At 65.4% G+C, this 25,659-nt stretch carries 23 protein-coding genes and 1 pseudogene; 14 read left to right on the plus strand and 10 right to left on the minus strand.

Annotated features, from left to right (window positions below; all coding sequences use genetic code 11):
• The first annotated feature begins 33 nt into the window (after positions 1 to 33).
• The 7 genes from C1924_RS10015 to C1924_RS10045 all read left to right on the plus strand — a co-directional run bounded on the left by C1924_RS10015 (position 34) and on the right by C1924_RS10045 (position 7,741).
• A complete protein-coding gene (locus C1924_RS10015) occupies positions 34 to 1,086 on the plus strand; it encodes an ABC transporter substrate-binding protein (protein ID WP_108765157.1) in 1,053 nt (350 codons plus the stop codon).
• Complete coding sequence (locus C1924_RS10020; RefSeq protein ID WP_108765158.1) at positions 1,083 to 2,126, plus strand: iron ABC transporter permease; 1,044 nt, start codon at positions 1,083 to 1,085, stop codon at positions 2,124 to 2,126. Before C1924_RS10015 ends, C1924_RS10020 begins: the two co-directional genes overlap by 4 nt.
• A gap of 13 nt (positions 2,127 to 2,139) precedes the next feature.
• A complete protein-coding gene (locus C1924_RS10025) occupies positions 2,140 to 2,901 on the plus strand; it encodes a heme ABC transporter ATP-binding protein (protein ID WP_108765159.1) in 762 nt (253 codons plus the stop codon).
• Positions 2,902 to 3,027: 126 nt separating this feature from the next.
• The gene (locus C1924_RS10030) at positions 3,028 to 3,777 is read left to right on the plus strand and encodes a hypothetical protein (RefSeq protein ID WP_108765160.1); all 750 of its coding nucleotides are present in this window, start codon (positions 3,028 to 3,030) and stop codon (positions 3,775 to 3,777) included.
• A gap of 583 nt (positions 3,778 to 4,360) precedes the next feature.
• Complete coding sequence (fusA, locus tag C1924_RS10035; RefSeq protein ID WP_108765161.1) at positions 4,361 to 6,397, plus strand: elongation factor G; 2,037 nt, start codon at positions 4,361 to 4,363, stop codon at positions 6,395 to 6,397.
• 204 nt (positions 6,398 to 6,601) lie between these two features.
• Entirely contained in the window at positions 6,602 to 6,874 is a 273-nt protein-coding gene (locus C1924_RS10040; RefSeq protein ID WP_079221882.1) for a hypothetical protein, read from the plus strand.
• A gap of 111 nt (positions 6,875 to 6,985) precedes the next feature.
• Entirely contained in the window at positions 6,986 to 7,741 is a 756-nt protein-coding gene (locus C1924_RS10045) for a SapC family protein (RefSeq protein WP_108767020.1), read from the plus strand.
• 1 nt (position 7,742) lies between these two features.
• Here C1924_RS10045 and C1924_RS10050 read toward each other — a convergent pair whose 3' ends face one another.
• The 3 genes from C1924_RS10050 to C1924_RS10060 all read right to left on the minus strand — a co-directional run bounded on the left by C1924_RS10050 (position 7,743) and on the right by C1924_RS10060 (position 12,092).
• Positions 7,743 to 10,058, minus strand: a complete 2,316-nt coding sequence (locus tag C1924_RS10050) for an ATP-binding protein (RefSeq protein WP_343125675.1) — start codon at positions 10,056 to 10,058, stop codon at positions 7,743 to 7,745.
• The gene (locus tag C1924_RS10055; protein ID WP_343125676.1) at positions 10,055 to 10,723 is read right to left on the minus strand and encodes a response regulator transcription factor; all 669 of its coding nucleotides are present in this window, start codon (positions 10,721 to 10,723) and stop codon (positions 10,055 to 10,057) included. Before C1924_RS10055 ends, C1924_RS10050 begins: the two co-directional genes overlap by 4 nt.
• 658 nt (positions 10,724 to 11,381) lie before the next feature.
• Complete coding sequence (locus C1924_RS10060; RefSeq protein ID WP_108765163.1) at positions 11,382 to 12,092, minus strand: hypothetical protein; 711 nt, start codon at positions 12,090 to 12,092, stop codon at positions 11,382 to 11,384.
• Between the two features lie 208 nt (positions 12,093 to 12,300).
• Between C1924_RS10060 and C1924_RS10065 the strand changes: the two genes are divergently transcribed.
• Complete coding sequence (locus tag C1924_RS10065; RefSeq protein ID WP_108765164.1) at positions 12,301 to 12,879, plus strand: histidine phosphatase family protein; 579 nt, start codon at positions 12,301 to 12,303, stop codon at positions 12,877 to 12,879.
• Positions 12,880 to 13,023: 144 nt separating this feature from the next.
• Here C1924_RS10065 and C1924_RS10070 read toward each other — a convergent pair whose 3' ends face one another.
• The gene (locus C1924_RS10070) at positions 13,024 to 13,542 is read right to left on the minus strand and encodes a nuclear transport factor 2 family protein (RefSeq protein ID WP_108765165.1); all 519 of its coding nucleotides are present in this window, start codon (positions 13,540 to 13,542) and stop codon (positions 13,024 to 13,026) included.
• A 125-nt stretch (positions 13,543 to 13,667) separates the two neighbouring features.
• On the minus strand, positions 13,668 to 14,042 hold the full coding sequence (locus tag C1924_RS10075; protein ID WP_108765166.1) for a hypothetical protein: 375 nt from the start codon (positions 14,040 to 14,042) through the stop codon (positions 13,668 to 13,670).
• A 706-nt stretch (positions 14,043 to 14,748) separates the two neighbouring features.
• Here C1924_RS10075 and C1924_RS10080 point away from each other — a divergent pair.
• Both C1924_RS10080 and C1924_RS10085 read left to right on the plus strand, forming a co-directional pair.
• Complete coding sequence (locus C1924_RS10080; RefSeq protein WP_108765167.1) at positions 14,749 to 15,105, plus strand: hypothetical protein; 357 nt, start codon at positions 14,749 to 14,751, stop codon at positions 15,103 to 15,105.
• A gap of 246 nt (positions 15,106 to 15,351) precedes the next feature.
• Positions 15,352 to 15,693, plus strand: a complete 342-nt coding sequence (locus C1924_RS10085; RefSeq protein WP_108765168.1) for a hypothetical protein — start codon at positions 15,352 to 15,354, stop codon at positions 15,691 to 15,693.
• 66 nt (positions 15,694 to 15,759) lie between these two features.
• On the opposite strand, the gene C1924_RS10090 is transcribed toward C1924_RS10085, so the two are convergent.
• Positions 15,760 to 16,488 (minus strand): hypothetical protein, encoded by a 729-nt coding sequence (locus C1924_RS10090; RefSeq protein ID WP_254051251.1) that lies wholly within the window; start codon positions 16,486 to 16,488, stop codon positions 15,760 to 15,762.
• Positions 16,489 to 16,693: 205 nt separating this feature from the next.
• Between C1924_RS10090 and C1924_RS10095 the strand changes: the two genes are divergently transcribed.
• The 4 genes from C1924_RS10095 (at position 16,694) to C1924_RS10110 (ending at position 21,364) form a co-directional block, all read left to right on the plus strand.
• Positions 16,694 to 17,458 (plus strand): EAL domain-containing protein, encoded by a 765-nt coding sequence (locus C1924_RS10095; RefSeq protein WP_108765169.1) that lies wholly within the window; start codon positions 16,694 to 16,696, stop codon positions 17,456 to 17,458.
• A gap of 49 nt (positions 17,459 to 17,507) precedes the next feature.
• Positions 17,508 to 18,758, plus strand: a complete 1,251-nt coding sequence (locus C1924_RS10100) for a DUF2254 domain-containing protein (RefSeq protein WP_108765170.1) — start codon at positions 17,508 to 17,510, stop codon at positions 18,756 to 18,758.
• A 110-nt stretch (positions 18,759 to 18,868) separates the two neighbouring features.
• Positions 18,869 to 20,101, plus strand: a complete 1,233-nt coding sequence (locus C1924_RS10105) for an MFS transporter (protein ID WP_216821589.1) — start codon at positions 18,869 to 18,871, stop codon at positions 20,099 to 20,101.
• Between the two features lie 15 nt (positions 20,102 to 20,116).
• Positions 20,117 to 21,364 carry an arsenic transporter gene (locus C1924_RS10110; RefSeq protein ID WP_108765171.1) on the plus strand — a complete coding sequence of 416 codons (1,248 nt, stop codon included), beginning with the start codon at positions 20,117 to 20,119 and terminating at the stop codon, positions 21,362 to 21,364.
• Positions 21,365 to 21,393: 29 nt separating this feature from the next.
• Here the strand turns inward: C1924_RS10110 and C1924_RS10115 are convergent, their stop codons facing one another.
• From C1924_RS10115 to C1924_RS10130, 4 genes and pseudogenes are all read right to left on the minus strand, one after another.
• Entirely contained in the window at positions 21,394 to 21,813 is a 420-nt protein-coding gene (locus C1924_RS10115; RefSeq protein WP_108765172.1) for a hypothetical protein, read from the minus strand.
• 69 nt (positions 21,814 to 21,882) lie between these two features.
• Positions 21,883 to 22,686 (minus strand): SDR family oxidoreductase, encoded by an 804-nt coding sequence (locus C1924_RS10120; RefSeq protein WP_108765173.1) that lies wholly within the window; start codon positions 22,684 to 22,686, stop codon positions 21,883 to 21,885.
• 50 nt (positions 22,687 to 22,736) lie between these two features.
• Positions 22,737 to 24,263 (minus strand): annotated as a pseudogene (locus C1924_RS10125) (GMC family oxidoreductase); the annotation flags it as partial.
• Positions 24,263 to 25,606 carry an alpha/beta hydrolase gene (locus C1924_RS10130; RefSeq protein WP_108765175.1) on the minus strand — a complete coding sequence of 448 codons (1,344 nt, stop codon included), beginning with the start codon at positions 25,604 to 25,606 and terminating at the stop codon, positions 24,263 to 24,265. The pseudogene C1924_RS10125 and the gene C1924_RS10130, both read right to left, overlap by 1 nt.
• Between the last annotated feature and the right edge of the window lie 53 nt (positions 25,607 to 25,659).

The raw sequence follows: 25,659 nt of genomic DNA on the forward strand, positions 1-25,659 counted from the left end.
CCTGCCTTCGCCCGGCCAGCAAGGAGATTCCGCATGAACATCGCTTCCCGCCTGCGCCTGTGTGCGCTTCCGTTGGCCGTCTCGCTGGCGCTGGCCGCCTGCGGGGGCAGCAGCGCGCCCTCTGCAGCCACTGACACCGCAGCACCTCCAGCCACGGCTGAAGGCCAGCCGGCGGCCGTTGAACTGCCCGCAGGCTGGCAGCGCGTCGCAGGCGCCGAAGTGCCGGCCCTGACCGGGCAGTCGCCGGCGCTGCCCACCGCGGTGCAGTCCGACGATGGCGCGCAGGCCGAGGTCAGCGATATCAGCCGCATCATTGCCGGTGGCGACGATGTCATTGCCGTGCTGGAGGCGCTGGGCCTGGGCAAGCAGGTGTTCGCCGCGCCGACCAACACCACCACGCAGGCCGGGCAGGCCGCGCCGCACCAGTTCCTGTTCAACCGCACCACGGGCGTGGAAGGCGTGGTGAGCCTGCACGGATCGCTGTTCCTCGGCAACAGCCTGCGCCGTCACACCGTACTGGCCAGCAAGCTGCGCGAGGTGGGTGAATCGGCCGTGGTGATCGACGACCTGCAGCCGGCGCCAGACAAGGTGCGCAAGGTGGCCGCCGCGGTGGGCCTGGCCGATGTCGGGCAGACCCTGGCCACCGAAGTGCAGCGCCAACTGGATGAAGCGGCCGCTATCGGCAAGGGATTGGCCCATGCGCCGCGCGTGATCCATGTGTCGGCCACCGGCGGTGGCGGCACCCCGACCGTGGCGGGCGCCGACAGTGCGTCGGCCGAAATGATCGCCCTGGCGGGCGGTATCAACGTGGGCAGCGAAGCCGGGGTAAAGAACTACTCGCAGCTGAGCAATGAAGGCGTGATCGCCGCGGCACCGGAGGTGATCCTGGTGACTGAACACGATCTGCAGCAGTTCGGCGGCGCCGACGGTCTGTGGAAAGCCTACCCGACGCTGAAGCAGACGCCGGCCGGCGCGGCCAACCGGGTCTGGGTCATGCCCGATGTGCAGTTGAAGTACACCAGCGTGGGCACGGGTGCGGGTGCGCTGGCGCTGGCCAAGGCCCTGGCGGCGCTGCCGCCGGCATGAGTCCGGCTGATCGGCGCCGCCGTCGCGGGCGGGTGATTCTGCTGGTGGCGCTGCTGGCTCTGCTGGGCGCCGTGCTGGCGTCGTTCGCGATGGGGCCGCTGCGCCTGCCGCCGCTGGAAGTGGTGCAGGCCCTGGGGGTGAAGCTGGGCCTGGTCGATCCGCAGGCGGTCAGTCGCCGCGACCTCGCCGTGGTGTGGCAGCTGCGCATTCCGCGCGCCCTGCTGGGGGCCATGGTGGGGGCGGCGTTGGCGATGGCCGGTGCGAGCCTGCAGGGATTGTTCGGCAATCCGCTGGCCGACCCTGGCATCGTCGGCGTCAGCCAGGGCGCGGCGCTGGGCGCCGTAGCGGCGATCGTGCTGGGCGCGGCAGGTGCGGCAGGCTGGCTGGTGCCGGTGGCTGCATTTGGCGGTGGCGCACTGGCCATCGGCCTGACCTACGCGTTGGCGCGCCCGGGGAAGGGCAGTGGCAATGCGACGTTGCTGCTGGTGGGTATTGCGATGGCCGCGTTCTGTTCGGCGCTGATCGGATTCCTTACTTACATTGCCAGCGAAAGCGAACTGCAGTCGCTGGTGTTCTGGCAGATGGGTTCGCTGGCGCGCGCGAACTGGGCGGACGTGGTGGCGGTGCTGCCGCTGTTCGCCATCGGCGTGGTCGCACTGCTTCGCCTGGCTACGCCGCTGGACATGCTGGCACTGGGCGAGCGGCAGGCGCAGCACTTGGGGCTGGATGTGGCACGCACGCGCCGCCTGTTGGTGGCGTTCAGCGCATTGCTGGTGGGCGCAGCCGTGGCCTTTGCCGGCTCGATCAGTTTCGTGGGCTTGGTGGTGCCGCATGTCGCGCGCCTGCTGGTTGGCCCTGGCCATCGCTGGCTGCTGCCGGTGGCAGGCGTGCTCGGCGCACTGCTGATCGTCATCGCCGATACCGCCGCACGCACGCTGGATCCGCCCGCGGAAATTCCGCTTGGCCTGTTCTCCGCTGCACTGGGCGCGCCGTTCTTCCTCTGGCTGGTGCTGCAGCAGCGCCGCAAGGACGTGCCATGAGCATGAGCGCGCCATGAGCGATTTCCTGCAGTTGCGCGAGGTGGTGGTACGCCGCCAGCAGCGCGAGATCCTGCATGGCATCAACCTGGCGTTCGCGCCCGGCACGGTGACCGCGCTGGTGGGCCCGAACGGTGCTGGCAAGTCGACCCTGCTGGCGGTGGCCGCTGGCGACCTGCGGCCCGATGTTGGCGAAGTGCAGCTGCATGGCGCGCCGCTGCGCAGCTACAAGTCAGGCCCGTTGGCGCGCGAACGCGCGGTGATGCCGCAGGAGCATGGTGTGCGCTTCGCCTTCAGTGTTGAAGAAGTGGTGGCGATGGGGCGCTTGCCGCACCCGCCGGATCCGGCGGTGGACGATGCGCGCGTGGAAGCCGCCATCGACGCGGCCGAACTGCAGGCACTGCGCCTGCGCGAGGTGCAGCAGCTGTCCGGTGGCGAATCAGCGCGCACCACGTTCGCGCGCGTGCTGGCGCAGGACACGCCGCTGCTGTTGCTGGACGAACCGACCGCCGCCCTCGATCTGCGTCACCAGGAACGCACCCTGCGCAGCGTGCGTGCATGCGCCGAAGCAGGCGCCTGCGTGATCGTGGTGCTGCACGATCTGAATCTGGCGGCAGGCTACGCCGATCGCATCGTGTTGCTGGAACAGGGCAGGGTGGCGGCCGACGGCACACCTGCGCAGGTGCTGACCGAAGCCCATCTGCAGCGCGTGTACCAGCAGGATGTCGTAGTGCTGCAGCATCCACGTCGCGGCGTGCCGTTGGTGGTAGTCACCTGATCAGCGGGGTCAGATCCCGGGGTCGGATCCTTTCGCGCAGCGAAAGGCTCTGGCCCCATTGAGCAAGGCGTGAACCCGCGCCACCCCGTACCATGAGCGGTTCGCTTTTCTCAATGGACTGACCTTATGAAACACCGTCTCCCGCGCACCATCGTGCTTGCTTCCATCCTCGGCGCCGCTGCCATCACCAACGCCGCAGCAACCACCTCGATGTCCTTGAGCGCTGCATCCGACCAGGCCACGTCGATCGAGACGCGCCACGCCGCGGGCAAGGGCGCCACGCCAGAGCTGTTCACCACGCACTACTACGCCGGCGGTGAGATGATGATGGCCTGGGGCGGTAACCGCGTCCTGGTGCTGTGCAAGAAGGCCGCGTATCTGAAGATGCCGGGCATGAATCCGGCGGCAAGCGAACTTTCCCTCGATAAGCGGCAGATGATCGGCTACCAAGCCATGATGGCAGGCATCACCGGCGTCGCCGCCGTGGCAGGCCTGGTCGATGGCGCCGTGGATGTGGCCAGCGACGGCAGCGAAGTGCATCAGCAGGCCGAGCGCAGCTGGGCATATGGCGTTGAACGCTACGATGTGATCAGCCAGCGCATGCCCCATGGCGCACTGCGCGTGCGCGCACTCAAGACCGCAACGGTGAACACGGCAACGCCGTCGAAGCCGGATGACACCTTCAGCAGCGATGAGGATCAGGCGGCGCGGCTGAGCGAGCTGGGCGCCGTGGGGAGCTGGACCGAGGTGACCTTCCACAACACGCCCCGTCGCGGCGAGATCGATGCCGACTACGCACTGACGGACTGGGTGTCGGTGACGGGCGACCATGCTGCCACGGTGGCCGAGGCACGGCGGATCAACGGCTGCGAGTGAGTCTGCGGGGGTGGGGTCAGAGCCCTTGGCTGTGCCAAGGGATCTGACCCCAAGCTGGCCGGGGTCAGATCCCTTCGCATGGCGAAGGGCTCTGACCCCATTCCACCCCAGGGTCGGATCCCTGCGCGAAGTGAAGGGCTCTCACCCCAATACGCCTCATCGTTCCATCCATGCGCGCAATAACCCCTTGCGCGCCAGATTGGCAGGTCTACAATGCGCCCCATGAACCGGATGCCGCTCCTGAAGTTTTTCACCCTGACCCGCGCAAGCGCGGAACGGGCATGCCTGCCTGGAGTGCCACGGGGCCGTTGATACGGCTGCCGCTGGACCATCCACAGAGCGCCCTCCGGGGCGCTCTTTTCGTTTGTGCTTTGCAGCGTCGACCGTGGGTCGACCACCTCAACCATCAGTCGACCAACGGTCGACGCTACCTTGATCAGTCGACCAGCGGTCGACGCTACCTTTCAGTAACGCGAAGGAGAACGTGCCATGCACCAGATCGCCGAGACCGAACGCTAGCCGCGCGCCCTGTCGCCAACCGGGGTGCGCGGCCCTCGAAGTTGGCTTTGCAGGAACCTATCTCATGAACACCCTGACCCTTTCCCGCCGTCGCAACCTCGGCATCATTGCCCACATCGACGCCGGCAAAACCACGCTGACCGAACGCCTGCTGTGGAAAAGCGGCGAGATCCACCGCGTCGGCGAAGTGCACGATGGCAATGCCACCACCGATTTCTCGGCGATCGAGCGCGAACGCGGCATCACCATCGGTGCGGCTGCCGTGCAGGCGCAATGGGCGCCGCGCGATCTGCCGCCGCATCGGCTGACCCTCATCGACACCCCCGGCCACATCGACTTCGCCATTGAAGTCGAGCGTTCGCTGCGCGTGCTTGACGGCGCCGTGGCGGTGTTCTCGGCCGTCGATGGCGTGCAGCCGCAGTCCGAAACCGTGTGGCGCCAGGCGCGCCGGCATCGTGTGCCGCTCATCGCCTTCGTCAACAAGATGGATCGCTTCGGCGCGTCGTTCGACCGTGTGCTGAAACAGCTGCAGGACAAGCTGCAGGCGCGGGCGTGGGCGCTGGGTGTGCCGCTGGGCAACGAAGGCGACTTCCATGGTTGGGTCGATCTGGTCGATGAGCGCGTGCTGCAGTGGCAGGACGCTGGCGTGGCATCCATCACCCCGTGGGGCGAGGACGAACGTGCGCAGTGGCAGGCCGAACGGCAGGCGCTCATCGAAGCCGTGGCGGACCACGACGACGTGCTGGCCACCGCGTGGCTGGAAGGCGCCGTGATCGACGCGGACATGCTGCGCGCGGCCATCCGCCGGGCAACGCTGGCCGGTGCCGGTGTGCCGGTGCTGGCAGGTGCGGCCTTCAAGGACAAGGGCATCGAAACGCTGCTGGATGCGGTGGTCGATTACCTGCCGTCGCCGCTGGATCGCCCCGCCGTCACTGCCCAGACCGAGCAGGGCGACGTGTCGCTGCCGCCGGACCCGGACGGTCCGCTGGCGGGCCTGCTGTTCAAGATCACCCACCAGCAGCACGGCGCGCTCAGCTTCGTGCGGCTGTACTCGGGCACCTTGAAGGTTGGTGACGCCATCGCCAGTTCGCAGCACCCGCAAGGGCGCCGCGTCAGCCGGCTGGTGCGCGTACAGGCGGACCAGACCCACGACATCGAACAGGCCGTGGCCGGCGATATCGTCGCGGTGCTGGGCTGGAAGGATGCCGTCAGCGGTGAAACGCTGAGCGGGCGAGGGCAGCCGTTGCGCCTGGAAAGCATCCAGTCGCAGGCGCCGGTACTGGCCTGGCGGCTGGAGCCGGCACGTGCGGCCGACCTGATCCGCATGGCGCAGGGGCTGGCCAGCCTGGCCCAGGAAGACCCGTCGTTCAAGGTGGAAACCGAGCGCGACAGTGGTGAAACCCTGGTCTGGGGCATGGGCGAGCTGCACCTTGAGGTGATGGTCGAGCGCCTGCGCAGTGAGTGGAAGGTCGATGTCGGCGTTGGCGCGCCGCGCGTGGCCTACCAGGAAACGCCGTTGCGCGCGGTGTCCGGTGCGGTTGGCCGGGTGTCCAAGCAGAACGGTGGCCAGGGCCAGTTCGCCCATGTGGTGCTGGACGTGGTGCCGCGTGACGACGACCAAGTGGTGTTCAACGACCGCATCGTCGGTGGCGTCGTACCGCGCGGCTTCATCGCCGCAGTGGAAAAGGGTGTGCGTGCGGCGCTGACGACCGGGCCGCAGGGACATCCGGTGGTTGGCATCGAGATCAGCCTGGTGGATGGTGAAACCCACGCCAAGGACTCCTCGGAAATGGCCTTCCACCGCGCAGGCGGCGAGGCGATCAAGGCCGCGCTGGCCACGGGCGGTACGCAGCTGCTGGAACCGGTGATGGCAGTGACGGTGCATTCGCCGTCGGCCTCGGTGGGTGATGTGGTGGGCGACCTCAACCGTCGCCACGGCCGTATCGCTCGCATCGATGACCAGGAAGGTCGCGCCGAAGTCAGTGGTTTTGCGCCGCTGGCCAACCTGGTGGGTTACACCACCTCGCTGCGCTCGCTCAGCCAGGGGCGGGCCAGCAGTGAAGCGCATCTGCACGGGTATGAGCCGGTGCGCGCTGCGTGATGCATCGAGGGGGAGCCCGTTCGCGGGCTCCCTTTTTTGCTTTTTGGGAAGGCGTATCCACGCATGGCGTGGATCTACCGGAGATGGGGGTGGATGGGTTTTTGCGCGTTGCAATGCAACAAAACTGCAGAAAAAGCTGGATTAAAGTGATGCCTCACGATAAATTGCGCACCCCCAGTTGATTTGCCGCCGACCGCACCCGCCATGCGTGATGACAATGACCCCGGAACCCTGGAGCTGACCCTGCCGCGCAAGCGCGGTCGGCCGCCCAAGTTCGGGTACGCCATGAGCGATGCGCAGCGCGCTGCACGTTACCGTGCACGCAGGGCAGGGCAGGCGAACCATGCCGATGTGCGCTCGTGCAGCGACATGGTGCTGCTGGACAAGATCCGCGCGGCCGTCAGTGCCCGCGACACCGAACTGGCCGGCTTCCTGGTGCACGTTCTGTGGCAGCGTTACCCGCTGCAGCTCAAATAATTCAGTGTCAGGGTGGCTCTTGCCACCCGGCTTGTTGATAATGCGGGATTCAGGTTGTTCCCGCTGGCGCGCCCGGGATGGCAGGCGTGCATGTTCGACATGGCTTTGACGATGACCACCACCAGCGACACCACCACCGAAGCTGCACAGAGCGGCGCACCCCTGTTCTACACCCGCCCGGTGCCGCTGCAGGCCGATGTGCATGCCGATGTGCGCATCCTGCCGGGCAAGCTGGAGTTCGCTGCCAGCAGCAACTCGATCCCGCTGGTGCTCGGCGAATTCTCGCTGGCGCTGCATCACTTCCCGATCCTGTTCGCTGGCCCGACCGCCGTGCCGATGGCCGCTGTCGGCATCACCACCGAAAATCTGTTCATCACCGATGGCCTGTGGTCGGATGAAGCCTACATCCCGGCCTATCTGCGTCGTCACCCCTTCATCTTCATCGATACCGGCGCGGACAACGACTTCCTGCTGGGCATCGACGAAGAAAGCCCGCGCATCGTGCGTGGCGGCGACGAAGGCCAGCCGCTGTTCGTCGATGGCAAGGCCACCGACATCGTGCAGCAGGCGCTGGAGTTCTGCGGCCAGTTCACCCGCGAACACGAACAGACCCGTGCGTTCTCCAAGGCACTGCTGGAAAACGACCTGCTGGTCGAACGCAATGCCACCATCCGCCTGCCGGACGGCCGCGAGTTCAACCTCAATGGTTTCTTCGTGGTGGACGTGGAGAAGTTCGTCGCCCTGCCGGATGCCACGGTGGTCGAATGGCACCGCAGCGGTTGGCTGGCCCTGATCCACCAGCACCTGATGTCGCTGGGTCGCTTCAACGATCTGACCCGTCGCCAGGCCGAGCGTAACGCCGCCTGAGTCACAGCTCTGGCGCGGCGCCCAGCGCACCGCGCCAGACCAGCAGCACCCGCAGCAGCCGCCGTGCCTCGGACCAGTCCGGCACGGCGGCGTTGCCCACGCCCCACAATTCCCCCGCCACGTCCTGCATGGCCGCCATGCCGCGCATCTGCAGCACGCCCTGCAGGCGGTGCGCGTGATGCCGCAGCAGCTGCGCATCCTCCCCATCCACCGCCGCCTGCAACTGCGCCAGCCCGGCACGGATATCCTCTTCGTAATCGGCCAACAACTGCGGCGGCAGTTGGCCAGCTGTTGGCAAGCCGGCGTCGGTTCTTTCCAGCGCGGCCAGCAGCTGCTCTATCTGCAGTGGCTTGGTCAGTACCTGGTCGAATCCCGCATGCCGGCAGCGTTCCAGATGGTCATCGCCACTGTGTGCCGACAGTGCAAACAAGCGTGTGCGATGGGCCTGCATGCCTTCCAGTTCGCGCAGCTGCGCGGCCAGCGCATAGCCATCCATCGCGTCCAGCTGTATATCCAGCAACACGACCGAGGCCGGCGAGGCCGCCTGGCGAGCGAGTGCCGCAGCGGGGCCGTCGGCCTCCTGCACCTGGGCGCCCAGCAGCAGCAGTCGTTCGGCGATCACCTTGCGATTGAGTGCATGATCCTCCACCAGCAGCACCCGCAATCCGCTCAGGGGTGCCAGCGCATCCGCCCGCCCATCCTCAAGTACATCGTCATCCAGCATCCGTACCGGCACGCGCAGGGTGAAGCGGCTACCGCGTCCGTGCACGCTGTGCGCGTCCAGCTTGCCGCCCATCGCCTGTGCCAGCTGGCGGCAGATCGACAGACCCAGGCCACTACCGCCGCGCTCACGACCACCATCAGCCTGCCGATAAGGCGAGAACAGCCCGGCCATCTGTGCAGGGGGAATGCCGATGCCACTATCAACCACCTCGATCTGCAGCTGAGCGGGCTCGGCGGCCGCGTCCAGTTCAACGCGAAGGTCCACGCCGCCAACGTCGGTGAACTTGAGAGCGTTGCCCAGCAGATTGTCCAGAATCTGACGCAGGCACTCCGGATCGATCAGAACCGGCGGCAGGGTGTCCTTGCAATGCAACCGCAGACTGAGGCGCTTCTGCTGGGCCTGTGGCATGGCCGTGTTCAGCGCCTGCGTGCACATCGCAGCCACAGCGCACGGTTCCGGCCGCGGCTGGAAAGTGCCGCTGGCCAGTCGCGAAAAATCCAGGGCGCGATTGAGCAGCCGGCGCAGGCTCTGTCCAGCCGTTGCGGCGATCGATGCCAGCTCCTGCGCACCGGCAGGAAGGGCTGATTGGCACAGCAGGTCGACCGCCGTCACCATGGCCTGCGCCGCATTGCGCACTTCATGATTGACCATGCTCGAGGCATGGGCCTGCTCGCGCTTGCGGGCCCGCGCGCGCCGGCGCTTATGTCGGGCCAGGTGCATCAGCACAAGCAGGGCCGACGCGGCGGCCACTACTGCTGGCACCAGCCAGCGGGCCGAGATGGATGCGGTGCCCTGGAGGCCATCGCTCAGTGTCTGCCGGGCCCAGTGCTGCAGCAGCGCCGCATGCTCTTCAATGCTGATCTGCTGCAGGGCCAGTTCGATGCGGTCGAGCAGGTGCTGGTCCGTGTGCCGGGCCAGCAGGTGAAGCTCCTGGGGGAACTGGCCACGCATCGCCTGCAGCCGCAGGCTGGATCGGTAGTCGCGCCGGAACACCGGGCGCAGGCTCGCTTCCAGGCCAATGGCCGCGTCTGCCGCGCCCGCTTCAACCATGGCCAGTGCAGCGTGCATGTTGGGCGCAGCCAGAATCTTTACGTCCGGATGGCGCTCGGCCATCCAGGCGGGGTAGGGGCCACCATCCACGGCCACCAGCGCCAGATTGCGCAGGTTGCCCGCATCGTGGGGCAGGGTGCTGTCCATCCGCCCGGCCAATACGGTGTCGCCGCCGCGGAATGGGCGTGATTGAATCAGGCCGGGGCAGGGCAGAGGCACATCGCTGGTCGAACCCTGCACCAGCACCAGGTCGGCCTGGCCTGCACAGACGGCAGTGGTGGCAGCCAGTGTGCTGTCGTGTGGCAGCTCGATGAAGGACAGGCCGGAATGCTGCGTCACCAATTTCGCATAACGATGGGCAATGGTCGGCGGCGTATCGGGATGTGCCTGATCGGGGAACGGTCGCAGCACCGGGCCAGTTGCGACACGCACCCCGCGCCCTTCGTGCCAGGGTTGCGACTGGGGCGCCTCGATCGTGGCGCTGGCCAGCAGGCACAGGGACAGCGCTGCAGTGGCCAGGCGCGCCCACCTCATACAGGTCATAGCACCTCCAGTTGGGTGCGCATTGCGTAGAACTCTGCGTCGTTGCGCAGCCCGAGCTTTCGCAGTGCGGAGCTCTTCTGCGTACTGACCGTCTTGATGCTTCGGTGGCGCTGCAGCGCAATTTCCGACACCGTTTTTCCTTCCAGCAGCAGATGCAGTACTTCGCGCTCGTTGCGGCTGAGGGGTTCGCGCGTTGTGGGTACCTTGCAGCCGGGCGGCAGCCGCCAGAGTCCCTGTGAGACCCGGATGACGGCGTCGGAGAGTTCCGCCAGTAGCTCGCTTTTGTGGACAAAGCCGCTGATGCCGGCATCGAGCAGCACGTGGATGCTGGCATTCGACGACTGCCCGGCGAACGCCAGCAGCGAAACCAGTGGTGCACATTCGCGCAGTTTCACAACCAGTTCCGGGCCGGACAGGTCATCCAAGCCCAGAGTGATGTCGATGATGGCCACATCCACGGGGTTGTGCGCCAGGTGCTGCAGCAGCGGTTCGCTGTGGCCGTGGCTGGCGACGATCTGGAAGCGCGGGTCTGCGCCAAGGTGCAGCTCGACACCGCGTCGGACAACGTCATGATCGTCGAGCAGCGCCAACCGGAGCGGAGGCAGTGCTGGGAGTCCATCCATGCGCGGTGAGGTGATCTTCGCCCACAGGGGCGTGACACCCATTCTGGCGCCGCCGTCGCGGCGTGCATCGAATTTGTACGATTTTTGCGATTATTCCTATGCGATGGACTCGGATGCGACGGGCTGGGTTGATGGTGGCGCGTCCTGAGTCTTGAAATCTGAGGGTCAAGGCCCTGCATGGGCGGTCAGAATTCAAGCAAATTCAGGTCATTAACGTGACGCGTCACGCCGGAATGGACTGTGTTGGCGTCTGGCGGTGGGTGCTGGTCCGCGATGGCTGTTGTGCACGGCTGCTGGTGGAATGAGGTTGGCTGGGCCAGCGGGATCTGCAGGCTCGAAGCCAGGTGCCTGGCTGGCCGAGCGCTGGGCTCGGTCCGGCTGACGGATGGCCGGTGCATTGGATTGGCACGGCGTAGCCCGATGCCATCGAGAAGCGACGGGAACGCTGGGGTGGCCGACGCGCCGCGCTGGATGGACCGCTGAGGTTTCGACCGCAGGCCGGAATGCCGGGGAAGATGCGGGGGATACATCTACGACCAGACGATCGAGACTGTGGGTGCTCAGAGGGCATCATCTGTGTTGAACGGATCGGAAGCCTGTCGGGTGAGTCCCAGCTGTCCTTTATTGAACATAATATACATTATGCGAAATGATGGATTCGTTTCAGCTTGCCTGCTCTCAGGCCTGCTGCACCGTCCAGCTACTTTGCCACTTTCGCTTCTGTAGCTGCTTTTCGCTTGATCTCGATTGTCTTGACGTCGCCAGCCGGAACCAGGGTCGTGGCCTTCTGGCCAGGGTCCCAGAGCGCGTAAGTGTCTCCAAGTCGCCCGATCAGATTCAGCCCACCACGAGCGCCAGCTTCTGTGCTGACGGTTGCCGTGTACGTTCCGCCACCATTGGCGATCTTTCCTGCGCGCTCGTAGCCAAGCCAGCCGGAGGCGATTGACACATAGACCGCCATCACCAGAAAGTAAATCAGCCACGGCGATTCCTTCACCGCGCGCGGAACTACAGGCGAGAGCTGTACCGCCACGGCGCACGCAATGGTCAAGACCATTCCAATCAAGATGGGCCACGCATTGGCCCACCAGATGAGCGCGCCCAGTGCGCCAAAGAAAGCAACCGGAGACAGCCACGCGCGAAGCGGCCCCTTGGTGGTCTCCTCTGTCAGTCGCGCCTCAATCCATCCGCCCAGCAGCATTGCCATGGCCATCAGGAACAAGGCGACACCCATGGCTGCCAGTCCCGCCAGCGTCAACTCGCTTACTGCAACGAACTGGAATGGGTCCAAGCCAAAACGTCCCCAGAAGGACTTCAGATAGAGCGAGCCTTGAACAAGACCGAAGGTGGCAAGAGCGGAGCCCCATCCGGCGACGCTGGCCAGCGTAAACTCTCTTTCTGCACGTTCCATGCATTTCCTTCCAGTGGATGGCCGATAAGTCCCGCCGATAGCCGATTGTAATGGTCAGAATCAGCAGGATGCCTCTTAGAGGCACGCCCTGCTCCCCTGCCCTCAATCGCCTACGTTACGCACTCGATCCAAGGCGCGGCATCGGTCAGCTCCTGCAGATTGGAAGCGCTGGCTGGTCCTTGCCGATTGATGCCGCTAGAGTTGGGAAATGATCATTCTGGTACGACATGCTGAGAGTGCAGCCAACGCTGGGCTGCCCACTGATAGCCCTGATGGCATTGCCCTCACCGCATTGGGTGAGCGGCAGGCTGGTGACTTCGCAAAGGAATGGGCTGTTCGACCATCGGCGATTGTCAGCTCCCCATTTCTGAGGGCGATGCAAACGGCAGAACCGCTTGCTCGGCGATTCGACCTGCCGGTGGAGACGGCGTCCGTGCAGGAATTTACCTATCTCTCTCCGTCGAAGTGTATTGGAACGACCGCTGCGTCCAGGCGTGCGTGGGTGCTGGAGTATTGGGATCTAAGCGATCCCGATCTCCGCGACGGCCCCGGCGCTGAAACGTTCCGTGAGTTTGTTGAACGGGCCAGGGGCTTCCTGGTCAGTGCGGGTTCGCGCAGCTCTGGGAATGTCATCGTCTTCTGCCATGGCCAGTTCATGCAGATGGTGCGCTGGCTTCAGGAAGAGCCGGCGCGGCCGGTCGATTCCGAATCAATGCGCCACTTCAGGGCAATGGATCTGGAGCGGCAAGTCAAGCACTGCCAGCAATATCAGCTCGTTGCTGGGTGAGCCACGCGCTTCCTTGCGGCTGTCTTCTACCCGACAGGTTGCCGGGTCGTACGCCCTACTCTGCTTCGGGGTTGCCAGCGCTGGCTGCTCGCTGTACTACTAAAAAAGGGCTTGGGGGGCGTCGCCCTCGCCCGCCCCTCATCACTAGAACATCGTGTTGTCGTTGGCCGCGTGTTCCGGAACGTTCTGGATGACGTCCCAATGCTCGACGATATGCCCGTCCGCCACCCGGAAAATGTTCACGATGGCGCGCCCGCGGTCGTCCGGAGACAGGCGGGAATGAACATGGACGAATACCAGATCGCCATCGACGGCAGAGCGGATGACTTCCGCGCGGGCCAGCGGGTATTGCTGGAACACCTTGGCAAAGGCGTCTACAAGTGCCTTGCGGCCGTCGGGGTAGCCAGGGTTGTGCTGCACATAGCCGGGCGCAACCAGTCGGTCAGCGGCGCCAAGGTCATGGTCGTTGAAGAACGTCTGCTGGAATTCCAGCACGATCCGCCGGTTCTGCTCTGCCTGTGCCGTGGTGCATGACGGCGCGGTACGGGCGTCCACGGCGGGCTGTGCGGCGCTCGCGCTGCCCGCGACCAGCAGTGCGACGACACACCAGGCGCGCGATGCGCGACGGAACACGTTGGAGGCGGGCGGGCTGGCTGAGAGCATCGGCAGGAGTCCTCGGAGAGGGTGGCGTCGATAGCAGCGAGGCTAGCTCCCGGGTTGGGCCATTTAAAGGTGCTGGCTGGCACGCTCCGTCCCAAGTGCGATTCCTGACGGGGTAAATGAGTTGCTTACAACATTCTGATCGATTCCACGTAGATTACATCTTCCGAGCAGCCGAACCCTTCGATCTTTCGATCTTTGACGTCAAACCACATCATTTCCTCCATTCTTGGCCGGAACTGAAGCGATCCGATGATCTGGACCCGTCTCGCATCCCAGTGCTTGCTTCTCTTCAGCACTTTGGCAGGAAGTGCGAGGTCATAGCACTTGCCGTCATCCAGGGTGACGTAGCCCAGTCCATGCCCTCCGGGGAAGACTTCCATGACACCTTCGACCTCCATCAGCGTTTCCTTTGCATTTTCGGCAGGCTTCGCAAGGGAAATCTGGCAGCTTGCAGCGGCGATGGTTAGCACTGTCACTATCAGCAGCTTTTGGATGAGCATGTAACTCCCTTGGTGGAATCCGTGCTGCTGGTTAGTTGGACGTACTTTTCGTGTGCTTTCAGGTTAGGAAGGTTGGGTGATTCAAGCATCCTCAGTAAATCACGCGCTTGGTTCAGGGTGAGCATAACGTCTTCTAGGGTTCTCTTATGATGCTCCTCGTAAGAGCCGCGATGAAGGCCATTAACGCCAATTGCTCGTCGGCGGTCGATTTTGCTACGGGGGACGTCCGCGAGCTGGGGTATCCGGTGGTATGCAGGTGAGGTTCGTGCGGCTGTCGCGTTTGGCCTGCCACAGGCACCTTTCCTCACAGCCAGGGCTGGTTTTTACCTGCGATCCTGAAAGGCGCCCCAACCCAAGCGCAGCAAGGCTGACGGCCAATTTCCCGCCTATGCGACAATGCTAAAAGTGTCATGGAAGTTGGCGGATTTGACCCCAACCCCTAGCTACAGCGCACAACCGGGCGTAATCCTAGCCACGCCACCGAAAACGGGTGGTCGGGACTCGAAACCCCGGTAGTTCGCTGAAGTAAACGCTTGCCAGCCGGCATCACCCTGTGTGGTGCCGGCTGGCAATCCGTCGGCCGGCTATGGCGGGCGGTGCGTGGAGGCCTTGTGCCTGCCGGTCTAGCGAACACCGGGTTTCGAGCCACGCATCGTCCGCCACCTTTATCGGTGGCGGCTTCTGCCTGCACGTTAGGAGCCACACCATGAGCAAGCCCTACTCCGCTGCCCGCACGTCCATCGGTGAAGCGGCCGCTTCTGAACCCGTCCTCGATCCCACCAGTCTCATTGCCATCCTGCACAGCATTGGTGCCGGTGGTGCGTCCGATGGCCGACCCTGGCCTGAGCGCCAGTTGGTGCCGGGACGGAGGATTGCCTTGGCAGATGCCGATTGCGCGCTGGCGGGCCAGCGTGTGGTGCAGGAGATTCTGCTGGCTGCAGAGCGCGCCCGCCAGAATGGTGATCCGGATCAGTATGTGGGTGATCGGGTGATGGAGGGCCTGGCGATGGCGTGCCTTGCGTTGACTGTTTTCATCCAGGAACGCGTGTGGCCGGCTGCCTGAGGAGGTGATGGTATGAGCTGGCGAGGAAATCTACTGGGAAAGCGCAGTCGAGCAAGCTCGACTCTACGGGGAAGGCTCAGTCGAGCAAGCTCGACTCTACGGGGAAGGCTCAGTCGAGCAAGCTCGACTCTACGGGGAAGGCGCAGTCGAGCAAGCTCGACTCTACGGGGAAGGCTCAGTCGAGCAAGCTCGACTCTACCGGGTAGGTGCGGTCGAACTTGCTCGACCGTACTGCTGGGGTTGGTGATGTTGCTGCCCTTGCCGTCTGTTGATGCCCGGCCTGCGTCTGCGCAGGTTGAGACGATGCGGATTCTGCACCCCAGGGAGTTCGAGATTCTGCAGAGCCATGCACAAGCGTTCGTCAGTGCGAAAGCGTATGAGGGGTATGCGCTGGAAACAGGCGGAACACCGGAGGCATGGTTCCAGATTCGCCATCGCGGGCGGGCTGTATTGGTGGCCGAGAACGCGGCGGATGGGCTGGTGATTCGGGTGCCGGCGGGGGCGGAGCCGCTGGCGCCGGATGTTCTACGGTTGCGTGAGCATTTCCGGATATGGGTGGTGCATTCGGGGCCTTCGGTGGAGGAGTAGTCGAGCCCCAATGAATTTACCGGGATTCGGCGGTGGCCATGGTAGAGCAGTCGAGCAAGCTCGACTCTACGGGGTGGCGGGTTCCTGCAGGGAGGCTTCGAGCAGGGACACATAGCTATCAAGGCGAGATCTCTGTGCGATGAGCAGCCAGCCGAGTAGGTAAAGCAGAACCACGGCAAAGATGAGGATGGCCCCCGCCCAGCCGATATCGAACACGCCGGTCCAATCACCCCAGCGCCAATCACGGAACTGCAGGTACAGCGCGATCAGCACGGGGAATGGACCAAGACGCTGAAGTCCCCCGTACATGATGCCCATGCGCTCGGTCATCCGGGTTCGCAGCGCGCTTACAAATCGCAGGCGCTGTTCCCTAATGTCTTTCGGAAACTGACGGAGTTCGGCGATGACGGTTGCCCATTGCAGGAAATCGTTGTCCATTTCCATGGCGTGGGAGAGCCGGGGCTGCATGTACTGCCGGTACTCCCTTCGCAGCGTCAGCAAGCCACCCACCAGGAAGCCCACAATTTCGATGGCCAGGCAGGCCAGCGCCAGTAGGAGCAGGACGTGGCCGGGTATCCAGCGATCCAGCAGGAGCCCGCCTGCCAGGCCGATGAGTGCTGCCGCTGCACCCACGCGGTACGCCCATTTTTCGACGGGGCCGGCTTTGGTGTAGATGGTTGTGCTGGCGAGGTCCTGCACACGCTTGTACAGCCAGTGGAAACTCAGCGCCTCTTCCCGGAGCTGCGGCGTGGCTGGAGTGACATCCAGGTATTGCGTGTCCATTGCGTTGCCCATGGGTAGTGGCGGTCCGTGCGTGTGGGTGGATGATGGCGCTTTCTGGGGGCGTTTGGTTGAGCGGGTTCGAGTGTAAGGGGGAGGCGCAGTCGAGCAAGCTCGACTCTACGGGGCGGCGGGCGGGGCGGGATGGTCGGGTTCTGCACCTGGCCTTGGCGCGGCGGTGGCTACGCTGGGGCCCCCAGCCAGCCAGAGAGCGCCCTGTATGCCCAGCCCCGAGAGCCGTGCCGGGTGCGCCCTGTGCCGGGATGCGCAGCCGCTGGGATTCGATTTCAGCTATGCCTTCCAGCCTATCGTGGATGTAACCGCACGAACGGTGTTCGCGCATGAGGCGCTGGTGCGCGGCACGGCGGGTGAAGGTGCGGCTACGGTGCTGTCGCGCATCACCGACCGGAACCGCTATACCTTCGACCAGGCGTGCCGGGAAAAGGCCATCCAGATTGCGGCACGTCTGCAGATGGAATCGTACCTTTCCATCAATTTCTACCCGAACGCCATCTACCGGCCTGAAGTGTGTATCCGCTCGACGCTGCAGGCGGCGCAACGCCATGGCTTCCCATTGGAACGCATCATTTTCGAGACAGTGGAAGGCGAACAGGTGAGCGATGGCAGGTGGCTGGCGGAAATCATGCGCGAATACCAGCGCATCGGATTCAAGACGGCCATTGATGATTTTGGTGCGGGCTTCGCCGGGCTGAACCTGCTGGCGGATTTCCAGCCGGATATCGTCAAGCTGGACATGGCGCTGGTCCGCAATGTCGATCAAAGCCCCTCGCGCAGGGCCATCGTGGCTGGGGTGGTGGCCATGTGCGCCGAGCTTTCCATTGATGTCATCGCCGAAGGCATCGAAACGGCTGAGGAGGCGCGGTGCCTGGCCGATCTGGGGATCAGGCTTATGCAGGGCTACCTGTTTGGCCGACCTGTGTTCGAGGGGCTCGTGCGGGAGAGCAGTGTCCCGTGGCTGACCTGATATACGGCCCCTTCCCCGCCACGCTGACTGATCCTCTGGAGCGCATGCGATGCTGACCCGATGGAAGCTGCAACTGGGCCGCCTGACCCGACGGATGTGGTTCCGTTCCACCCTGTACGGCGGGATGGGCGTGGCTACCGCTTTGGCGGGCGCCTTCCTGAAATTTCTCATTCCAGCGGGGCTGGCAACCCGGATCGGTGCCGATTCGGTCGGCAACATTCTCGGCATCCTGGCCGCGTCGATGCTGACGGTGACTACGTTTTCGCTGTCGACCATGGTGTCGGCGTATGGCTCGGCCTCCAACAGCGCGACCCCGCGTGCTGCGCGCCTGCTGATCGAGGACAGTCGGGCGCAGGGGGCGCTGGCCACGTTCATCGGCGCGTTCCTGTTCTCCATTGTGGGTCTGATTGCCCTGAGCACCGGGCTGTACGGCGACAGTGGCCGGCTGGTGCTGTTCGGCGCGACAGTGGGCGTGATCGTGGTGATTACCGTGACGTTGCTGCGCGCCATCGAGCAGTTTTCCAGGTTCGGGCGGCTGGGCGAAACCATCGACCTGGTGGAGCGCGCTACGCAGGCGGCCATGAAGCGTCGCGCTGCCGATCCGCTGCTGGGCGGGGCTGCGCCACGGCAGGCGGCGCCTGGTGCTGTCGCCCTGACGGATGAGCGCATTGCCTATGTTGACCATATCGACATGGGCCGTCTGCAGTCAGTGGCCGAGGAAAAGGATCTGCGTATCCATCTGCAATGCCAGATCGGCACGTTCGCGACGCCGGCCCGGCCAGTGATGGAGGTGGAGGGTGTGGTCAGTGATGAAACACGTGCCCATCTGCTGGAGGCATTGAGCTGCAGCGATGCCCGCGCCATCGATAATGACCCGCGCTACGGCCTGGTCATCCTGTCCGAGATCGGGCAGCGCTCCATGTCCTCGGCCATCAATGACCCCGGTACCTGCATTGATGTCATCGGCACCTGCGTGCGGCTGCTGCATCGCTGGGCCGAACACAGCACGGGTGCAGCGGCCGCTGAGGTGCGCTACCCGAATGTACATGTCGCCCCGCTGCAGGCCAGCGATCTGTTCGAGGATGTGTTCACGCCCATTGCCCGCGATGCAGCCGGTTCGCTGGAGGTCAACATCCGCCTGCAGAAGGGGTTCGCGGCCCTGTTGCAGGCGCCCGACCCTGCCATTGCAGGAGAGGCGCGCCGGCATGCGCAGGTGGCCTTGGCGCGGGCCCTGGAGCGGCTGTCCTTCGCGGCGGACCGCGAGGCACTTCGGGCATCGGCGGTGATTCCGCCACCCTGAGACGGGCGCGCTTGAAGGCCGCAGGTCGGCGCGACGCCATCATCACGGCATCTCGCGCATAACACGGCGGCTGGCGCTGGTCGCCCTCTCTATATCTTTGGCCGTACCCCGTGACCGCACGCGCACATTCCCGTGACCAGAACCGCGCCGAGCGCGGCCTGGATGGATTGAATTTCTTCCTGGCGGACGTGCGCGACGGCCTGGGACCCTATCTGGCCATCTATCTGCTTTCGGTGCACCACTGGCAACCCGCCAGCATCGGCGTGGTCATGACCGTGGCCGCCATCATTGGGCTGCTGACCCAGACGCCTGCAGGCGCGTTCATGGACCGCGTCCATGCCAAGCGGCTGACACTGGCCATCGCGGCCATCGTGGTAACGGCCAGCTGCCTGCTGCTGCCGTGGACGCAGGGCTTTGCGGTGGTGGCTTCAACCCAGGCACTCAGCGCGGTGGCGGCGTCGGTGATTGCCCCGGCCATTGCGGCCATCTCGCTGGGCGTCAGTGGTCCGCGCGCCTTTGCCCGGCGCATGGGGCGCAACGAGACGTTCAATCATGCGGGGAACGTGGTGGCAGCACTGCTGGCCGGTGGGCTGGCCTACCTGTGGGGGCCAACGGTGGTGTTCTACCTGATGGCGGTAATGACAGTGGCCAGTGTAGTGGCCACCGGTGTGATCCCGGCGGCAGCCATCGATGATGCGCGAGCGCGCGGCTCGGTGGCCGAGGCAGCGGGAGCTGCCGCGCCCTCTTCCGGGCGGCTGCTGCTGCGTGACCGCCGGCTGTTGCTGCTGGCGGCGTGCAGCTGCCTGTTCCACCTGGCCAACGCGGCGATGCTGCCCCTGGTGGGCCAGAAGCTCTCGTTGAGCAGCCCGGCCCTGGCCACCACCATGACGGCCGGGTGCATCGTGGCCGCGCAACTGGTGATGATTCCCATGGCGTGGCTGGTCGGTGCGCGCGCCGATCGCTGGGGGCGGCGCCCGCTGCTGCTGGCGGGGTTTCTGATCCTGCCCATCCGGGCCGCGCTGTACCCCCTGTCCGACGCACCCGCCTGGCTGCTGGGCGTGCAGCTGCTGGATGGCATCGGCGCGGGCATCTTCGGTGCGCTCATTCCCATCATAGTAAGTGACCTGAGCGAAGGCACGGGACGCTTCAACGTCACGCTGGGTGCGGTATCCACGGTGTTTGGAGTGGGCGGCGCGCTCAGCCCCGCGCTGGCGGGCGTCATCGTGCAGCGCGCAGGCTATGATGCCGCGTTCCTGACCCTGGCGGTCATTGCAGCTGCGGCCGTGCTGCTGGCCTGGCAGGTTCCGGAGACGCGCAGCATCCCTGCAACCACACGTAACTGAGACATTGGGCAGTACATGCATCTGGATCCATCAGCGGCCATCATCTGGGCGGCGGTAGGCGTCACCATCGCCGGCCTGCTGTTCCGCCCCTTCCGTATACCCGAATACGTGTGGGCGCTTGGGGCGGCGCTGCTTTTGCCGCTGTCCGGAGCCCTGTCCGTTGCCACGTTCGTGAGTGCAGTGGCCGAAGGCTACGATGTCTACCTGTTCCTGGTGGGCATGATGGTGCTGGCCGAGCTGTCGCGTCGCGAAGGTGTGTTCGACTGGTTGGCGATGTACGCGGTGCAGCATGCGGCTGGCTCGGGGCGGCGTTTGTTCGATCTGGTTTTTCTGGTCGGTACGGTGGTGACGGTCCTTCTGTCGAACGATGCCACGGCCGTGGTGCTCACGCCTGCGGTCTATGCGGCATGCAGAGCGGCCGGGGTCGCTCCCCTGCCCTATCTGTTCGTCTGCGCGTTCATCGCCAACGCTGCCAGCTTCGTTCTGCCCATTTCCAACCCTGCCAATCTGGTGGTATTCGGCGCGCACATGCCACCGTTGCTGGCCTGGCTGAAGCAGTTCGCGCTTCCCTCGCTGGTTGCCATCGCTGCCACTTACGTGGTGTTGAGGCTGCTGTACCGGCGCCAGATCACTCAGCCGCTGCGGGTCTCGCCACCACAGCAGCCGCTGTCGCGCGGTGGTCGGCTTGCGGCGGCGGGCGTCGTGTTCACCGGGATCGTTCTGGTGCTGACTTCGGCGCTCAACGGTCCGCTGGGCCTGATGACTTTCTGCGCGGGCCTGCTCAGCGCTGCCGTGGTTGCGCTGTCGCAGCGGCGCAACCCGGTGCCGTTGCTACGCCATGTTTCGTGGAGTGTGTTGCCGCTGGTCGCCGGCTTGTTCGTACTGGTGGAGGCGGTCGCACAGACAGGGGTGATCCAGCAGGTGGCCGCCGCCCTGGAAGGAATGGCGCGCACGTCTTCAGGCCAGGCCAGCTGGGCCGCCGGCATTGGCGCGGCCCTGTTGAGCAACGTGGCCAACAACCTGCCGGTAGGGCTGGTGGCAGGTTCGCTGTCGCAGGCGGCAGATCTGCCGGCTCAGGTGCGTGCAGCACTGTTGGTCGGCGTTGACCTTGGCCCGAACCTGTCGGCGACCGGCTCCCTGGCCACCCTGCTCTGGCTGGTGGCGCTGCGGCGCGAGGGCGAGAATGTAAGCGGGCTGGACTTCCTGCGGACAGGCGTGCTGGTGATGCCCCCCGCGTTGCTGGGAGCGTTGCTGCTGTTGTGACCGCCCGCAGACGGCTGGTCTGGTTGCCGTCACTCCGGAGGCGTAATGGTCAGCCACCCGTGCTCCCTGGCCAGTCTTGCGGCCCGGTACTGCTGGGACGCACCAAGGCCGCGCACCATGCCTTCGATGAGCGCGACATCCGCTGCGTCGTCAGTGCCGGCGTACTGCTCCGGATCGCGGTTGACCTCCGCGCTGACCGCTCGCAACCCTTCCCCATCGGGTACGAAATGCACGCGGGCGATGCACAGCCCGGTCCAGCTGCGATGCAGATACAGTGTGTTGCCTGCGCAGTAGAGGAACCACTTGTCCTCCATTTCCAGGGGGATGAGCCCACGACGCACACAGGCTGAGTCCACGGCATCGAGCCAGAAGTCTAGTTTCAGCGCAACGTGGCGGGCGGGCAACGGTGCGTTCTTCCAGTCGGCGGCGGTGGCGATGGGGTGCGTCATGGGTTCAGTGCGGCGTGGGGCGCCGGGCATTGTAGTCCCCCGAAGGGGGTGCCCGGCCAGCGGCCGGCTCTACCCGGCCAGGGTGAAGACCGAGCCGGAGTCGACGCGGATGTTGGCGCCGTTGATGAAGCTGGCGCGCTCCGAACAGAGCAGAAGCACGGCGGCGGCCACTTCTTCAGGGCGGCCACGGCGCTTGAGCACCATGCCGGGGCGTTCCTCGTCGAGGAATGTGCGGATGGCCTCCTCGAAGGACATGCCCTTTTCCTTGGCGCGCTTGTGCATCATCGCGTCGGTCATCGGGGTATGGATGAAGGCCGGGGACACGGTGTTGACCATGACATTGTGCTTGCCGTACTCCTTCGACAGCCCCTTGGCCAGGCTCAGCACGCCCGCCTTGGACGCGCAGTACGGCAGTTCGTCGGTGTAGGGCTGTACGGCATCTTCAGAGGCAAACAGCACGATGCGGCCCCAGCCCTTGTCACGCATGGCGGGGATGGCCTGGCGACACATGCGCACCGCACCCATCAGGTTGATATCCAGGGTGCGCAGCCAGCCATCGTCGTCCACGTCGAGGAAGTCTCCGGTGGCACCGGTGACGCCTGCCGCGTTGACGTAGATATCCGGATCGCCCAGGGTGCTGCGCACCGCGGCCCAGATGTGCTCGACATCGTTGGCTTGGGTGACATCACCGGCCACAGCCATCACCTCGCCGAGTGGTGTCAGTTCCTGCAGCGCCTGGTCGAGCGTTCCATCGGGCAGGTCGGTGATGGCGACGCGTGCGCCGGCCTGCAGCAGCTCGCGTGCGGTTTGCTTGCCCATGCCCGAATCGGCACCGCTGACCAGCGCGATGCGCCCTTTTATTCCGAGATCCATGATGTGTCCTTTTGCGGGGAGGATGTGGTGCCGCGCGGCGGAAGCGTCTGCAGGAACCGCTCGGCGGTGCGCAGGCCCAGCGCCATCTGGGTCAGGGCGGGGTTGGCGGCCAGTGCGCTGGGGAAGATGGAGTTGTCGCAGATGAAGAGATTGGGGATGTCGAAGCTGCGGCCGTCCGCGTCCACCACGGCGGTGTCTGCCGAATCGCCCATGCGGCAGGTCCCCAGGGTGTGGGCAGAGCGCGCGGCGGCGAAGATGCCGCGCGCGCCAGCGGCCTCCCAGATGCGGCGTAGCTGGGCCTGCGCGTGGGCGTCGAGCGCCTTTTCGTTGGGGCCATAGCTGAAATCGACCCGTGCACGGCGCATGCCGAAGGCGTCCTTTTCATCGCTGAGGGTGAGCTGGTTGCCCTCCTGCGGCAGGCACTCGCCATTGATGCCGATACCGGCCAGATGCCGGTACGACGCCAATGCATCCACCAACGGCCGGCCCCAGAGACCTGCGCCACGGGCCAGTGTGTTGGCCAGGGTGACCGGCTGCACGCCCAGGCTCTGCACCAGATAGCCGCCAACGAACGAAGCATCGCGCGGGCGAACGAAATCCTCAGTAATGAGCGAAGACGGGTAACCGCGGTTCATGCACATGTCCGCCTCGAACGAACCCCAGACCTGGGTTGCGACGTGCGCCATGAAGTTCCGCCCGACCTGCCCGCTGCTGTTGGCCAGCCCGAGGTTGAGCAGCAGGCGCGGGGTTTCCACGCCGCCCGCACACAGGAAGGCGGCCGAGCACTTCACGCGGTGCAGGCGGTGGCCACGTTGGTAGACCACGGCGCTGATGCGGCCAAGAGCATCGCGCTCCAGGTCCACCACCCGGCTTTCATCGCGGATGCGCGCACCGTGCGCCGTGGCCCAGGGCAGCCATGAGGTATCCATGCTGGCTTTGGCTGCATTGCTGCACCCCTGGTGGCAGGCGCCGCAGTGGTTGCACGGCTGCCGGAGCCCCCAGTGGGGCTGCTGCCTTGCTTGGCTCACCAAAGCGGCAGGTGCATCGGTGGCGCGGACGCCCAGAGACTCGCACCCGCGCTGCATGGCCTGCGCCGATGCATTGCGCGCGACCGGGGGGTAGTCATACTTCCGCATGGAATCCCATGGGTAGTGATCGGGACCAGATACGCCGATGAAGCCTTCCACGCGCTGTACGTAGTGCAGCAGTTCGGCTTCCGCGATGGGCCAATCGGCGCCCTGCCCTGTCAGCGAGCGCAGGCGCAGGTCACGCGCGTCGGGCCGTGGGCAGAACGCGCCCCAGTGGAGCGTGGAGCCGCCCACTCCCTGCCCGGAGTTGTTGGCGCCGAAGGCCGTGGGCGTCTGGCCGCCGCTCAGGCGCTCTTCCATCCAATAGATATCGGTGGCCAATTCGTCGGCAAGGTGATCATCGGGCGCGAACGAGCGCCCCGCTTCCAGCACCAGCACCGACACGCCGGCTTCTGCCAGGCGCGCGGCCAAGGGCGCGCCGCCAGCACCGCTGCCGATGATGACGGCATCCACGGTCTCGTCCGCTTCGTGCTTCTGCGCGGAGTGCATCAGCATGGGAGCTGCCAACTGTCGACGGTGCCCGCTTCAGTGTGCTCGTAGCCGGGGCTTCGCGCGCCCTTGCCGCCGACCGCGAAGCCGTCATAGTCAATGGCTGCCCAGGTGGATGGCAGGCTCATCCAGGTCCGGGCAAACAGCGCTCTTGCATCTTCAAACCAGTGGGCCCATTGGGCTGAGTCCAGCGTCGCATTGCCGGGCAAGGTGGCGCGGCCCTGCTGAAGCTGCTCAAGCAGTTGGTGCTGCGCGTCAGCATCCAAGGCGCTGAATCCGCCGGCAGCGTCATCCAGCTGATCCATGGCCTGGCACCACGCGACCATGTCAGTGGGCAGATTGGCGAAGCGCCAGCCATCACCCTCGCCATTGATCAGCGCGTGACCGACGCGCAACGCCAGATCATGCGCGTCGGTGCAGGGAACCAGGCACGCTGCCAACGCGGCCAGCAGGTCCAGATGGCGTGTGCACAGCGCCGACTCCGGCACGGGCAGCGGTGTGGCATGTCGTGCCAGCAGACGTGCGCGCATGCGCGGTGCGACGCGCGCCGCATTGAGCAGCCTGATGAATGCCGGCGGCAAGGCGCGTGCGGCCAGTGGCGATGCCCACGCGGCAATGCGCTGCGCGAGCCACTGCGGCTGCTCGAGCGGGATCAGGTGCGCGGCATCGGGTACAACATCGAAGGTTGCGTGCGGATAGTGTGGGGCGTTCAATGCGCGCTGCGCCGCCTGCCCCAGATCGCCATCTTCAGCGCCGGCCAGAATCAGCGCTGGCAGCCGCAGGCGTGCGACCTCCGCCTGTCGGTGTTCGCGACTGCCCTGCTCCAGCCAGGCGCGCCACGCGATGGGATCGGTGCGCAGTACATCGAAAATGGCCATTTCCCTGTCGGCCCCCTGCAGTGGCCGATGGGTGTTTGCATCAATGAATGCTTCAGCATCCGCGCGTTCAGGGCCGCCTGCGCTGAACCACTCAAGCATGGTTTCGCGGCGGGATTCCTGCATGGGTTCCGGGCAAGGCGGCGAGGCGGCGACCAGCACAACGCCGGCCAGGCCGGCCAGACCCTGCACCCCATCGCGGCTGCGGGCGGCCAGCAGTGACGCGATCTTGCCGCCCATGCTGTGGCCCACCACGAACCAGCAGGCCGGTGCGTGGGCGGTGACCTCCTGCTGGAGCCAGTCCACCAGCCCATCGAGATGGGTAGCGCTGCCGGCGGCGGTGCCGCCAAACCCAGGGATATCCAGCGCGACGCAGTCGAACCGGTTGCCCAGGGCGTAGCTCAGGCCGCTCCATTCGCGGCGGCTTGCGCCCAGGCTGTGCAGCAGAAAAAGAGTGGGACGTTGCATCGCGACCTCGACGTGTAGCGGCGCGAGCATGGTCGTCCGGCTGTCCACAGGGC

Origin of the sequence: Stenotrophomonas sp. ESTM1D_MKCIP4_1 (assembly GCF_003086895.1) — a bacterium.
Classification (GTDB): domain Bacteria; phylum Pseudomonadota; class Gammaproteobacteria; order Xanthomonadales; family Xanthomonadaceae; genus Stenotrophomonas.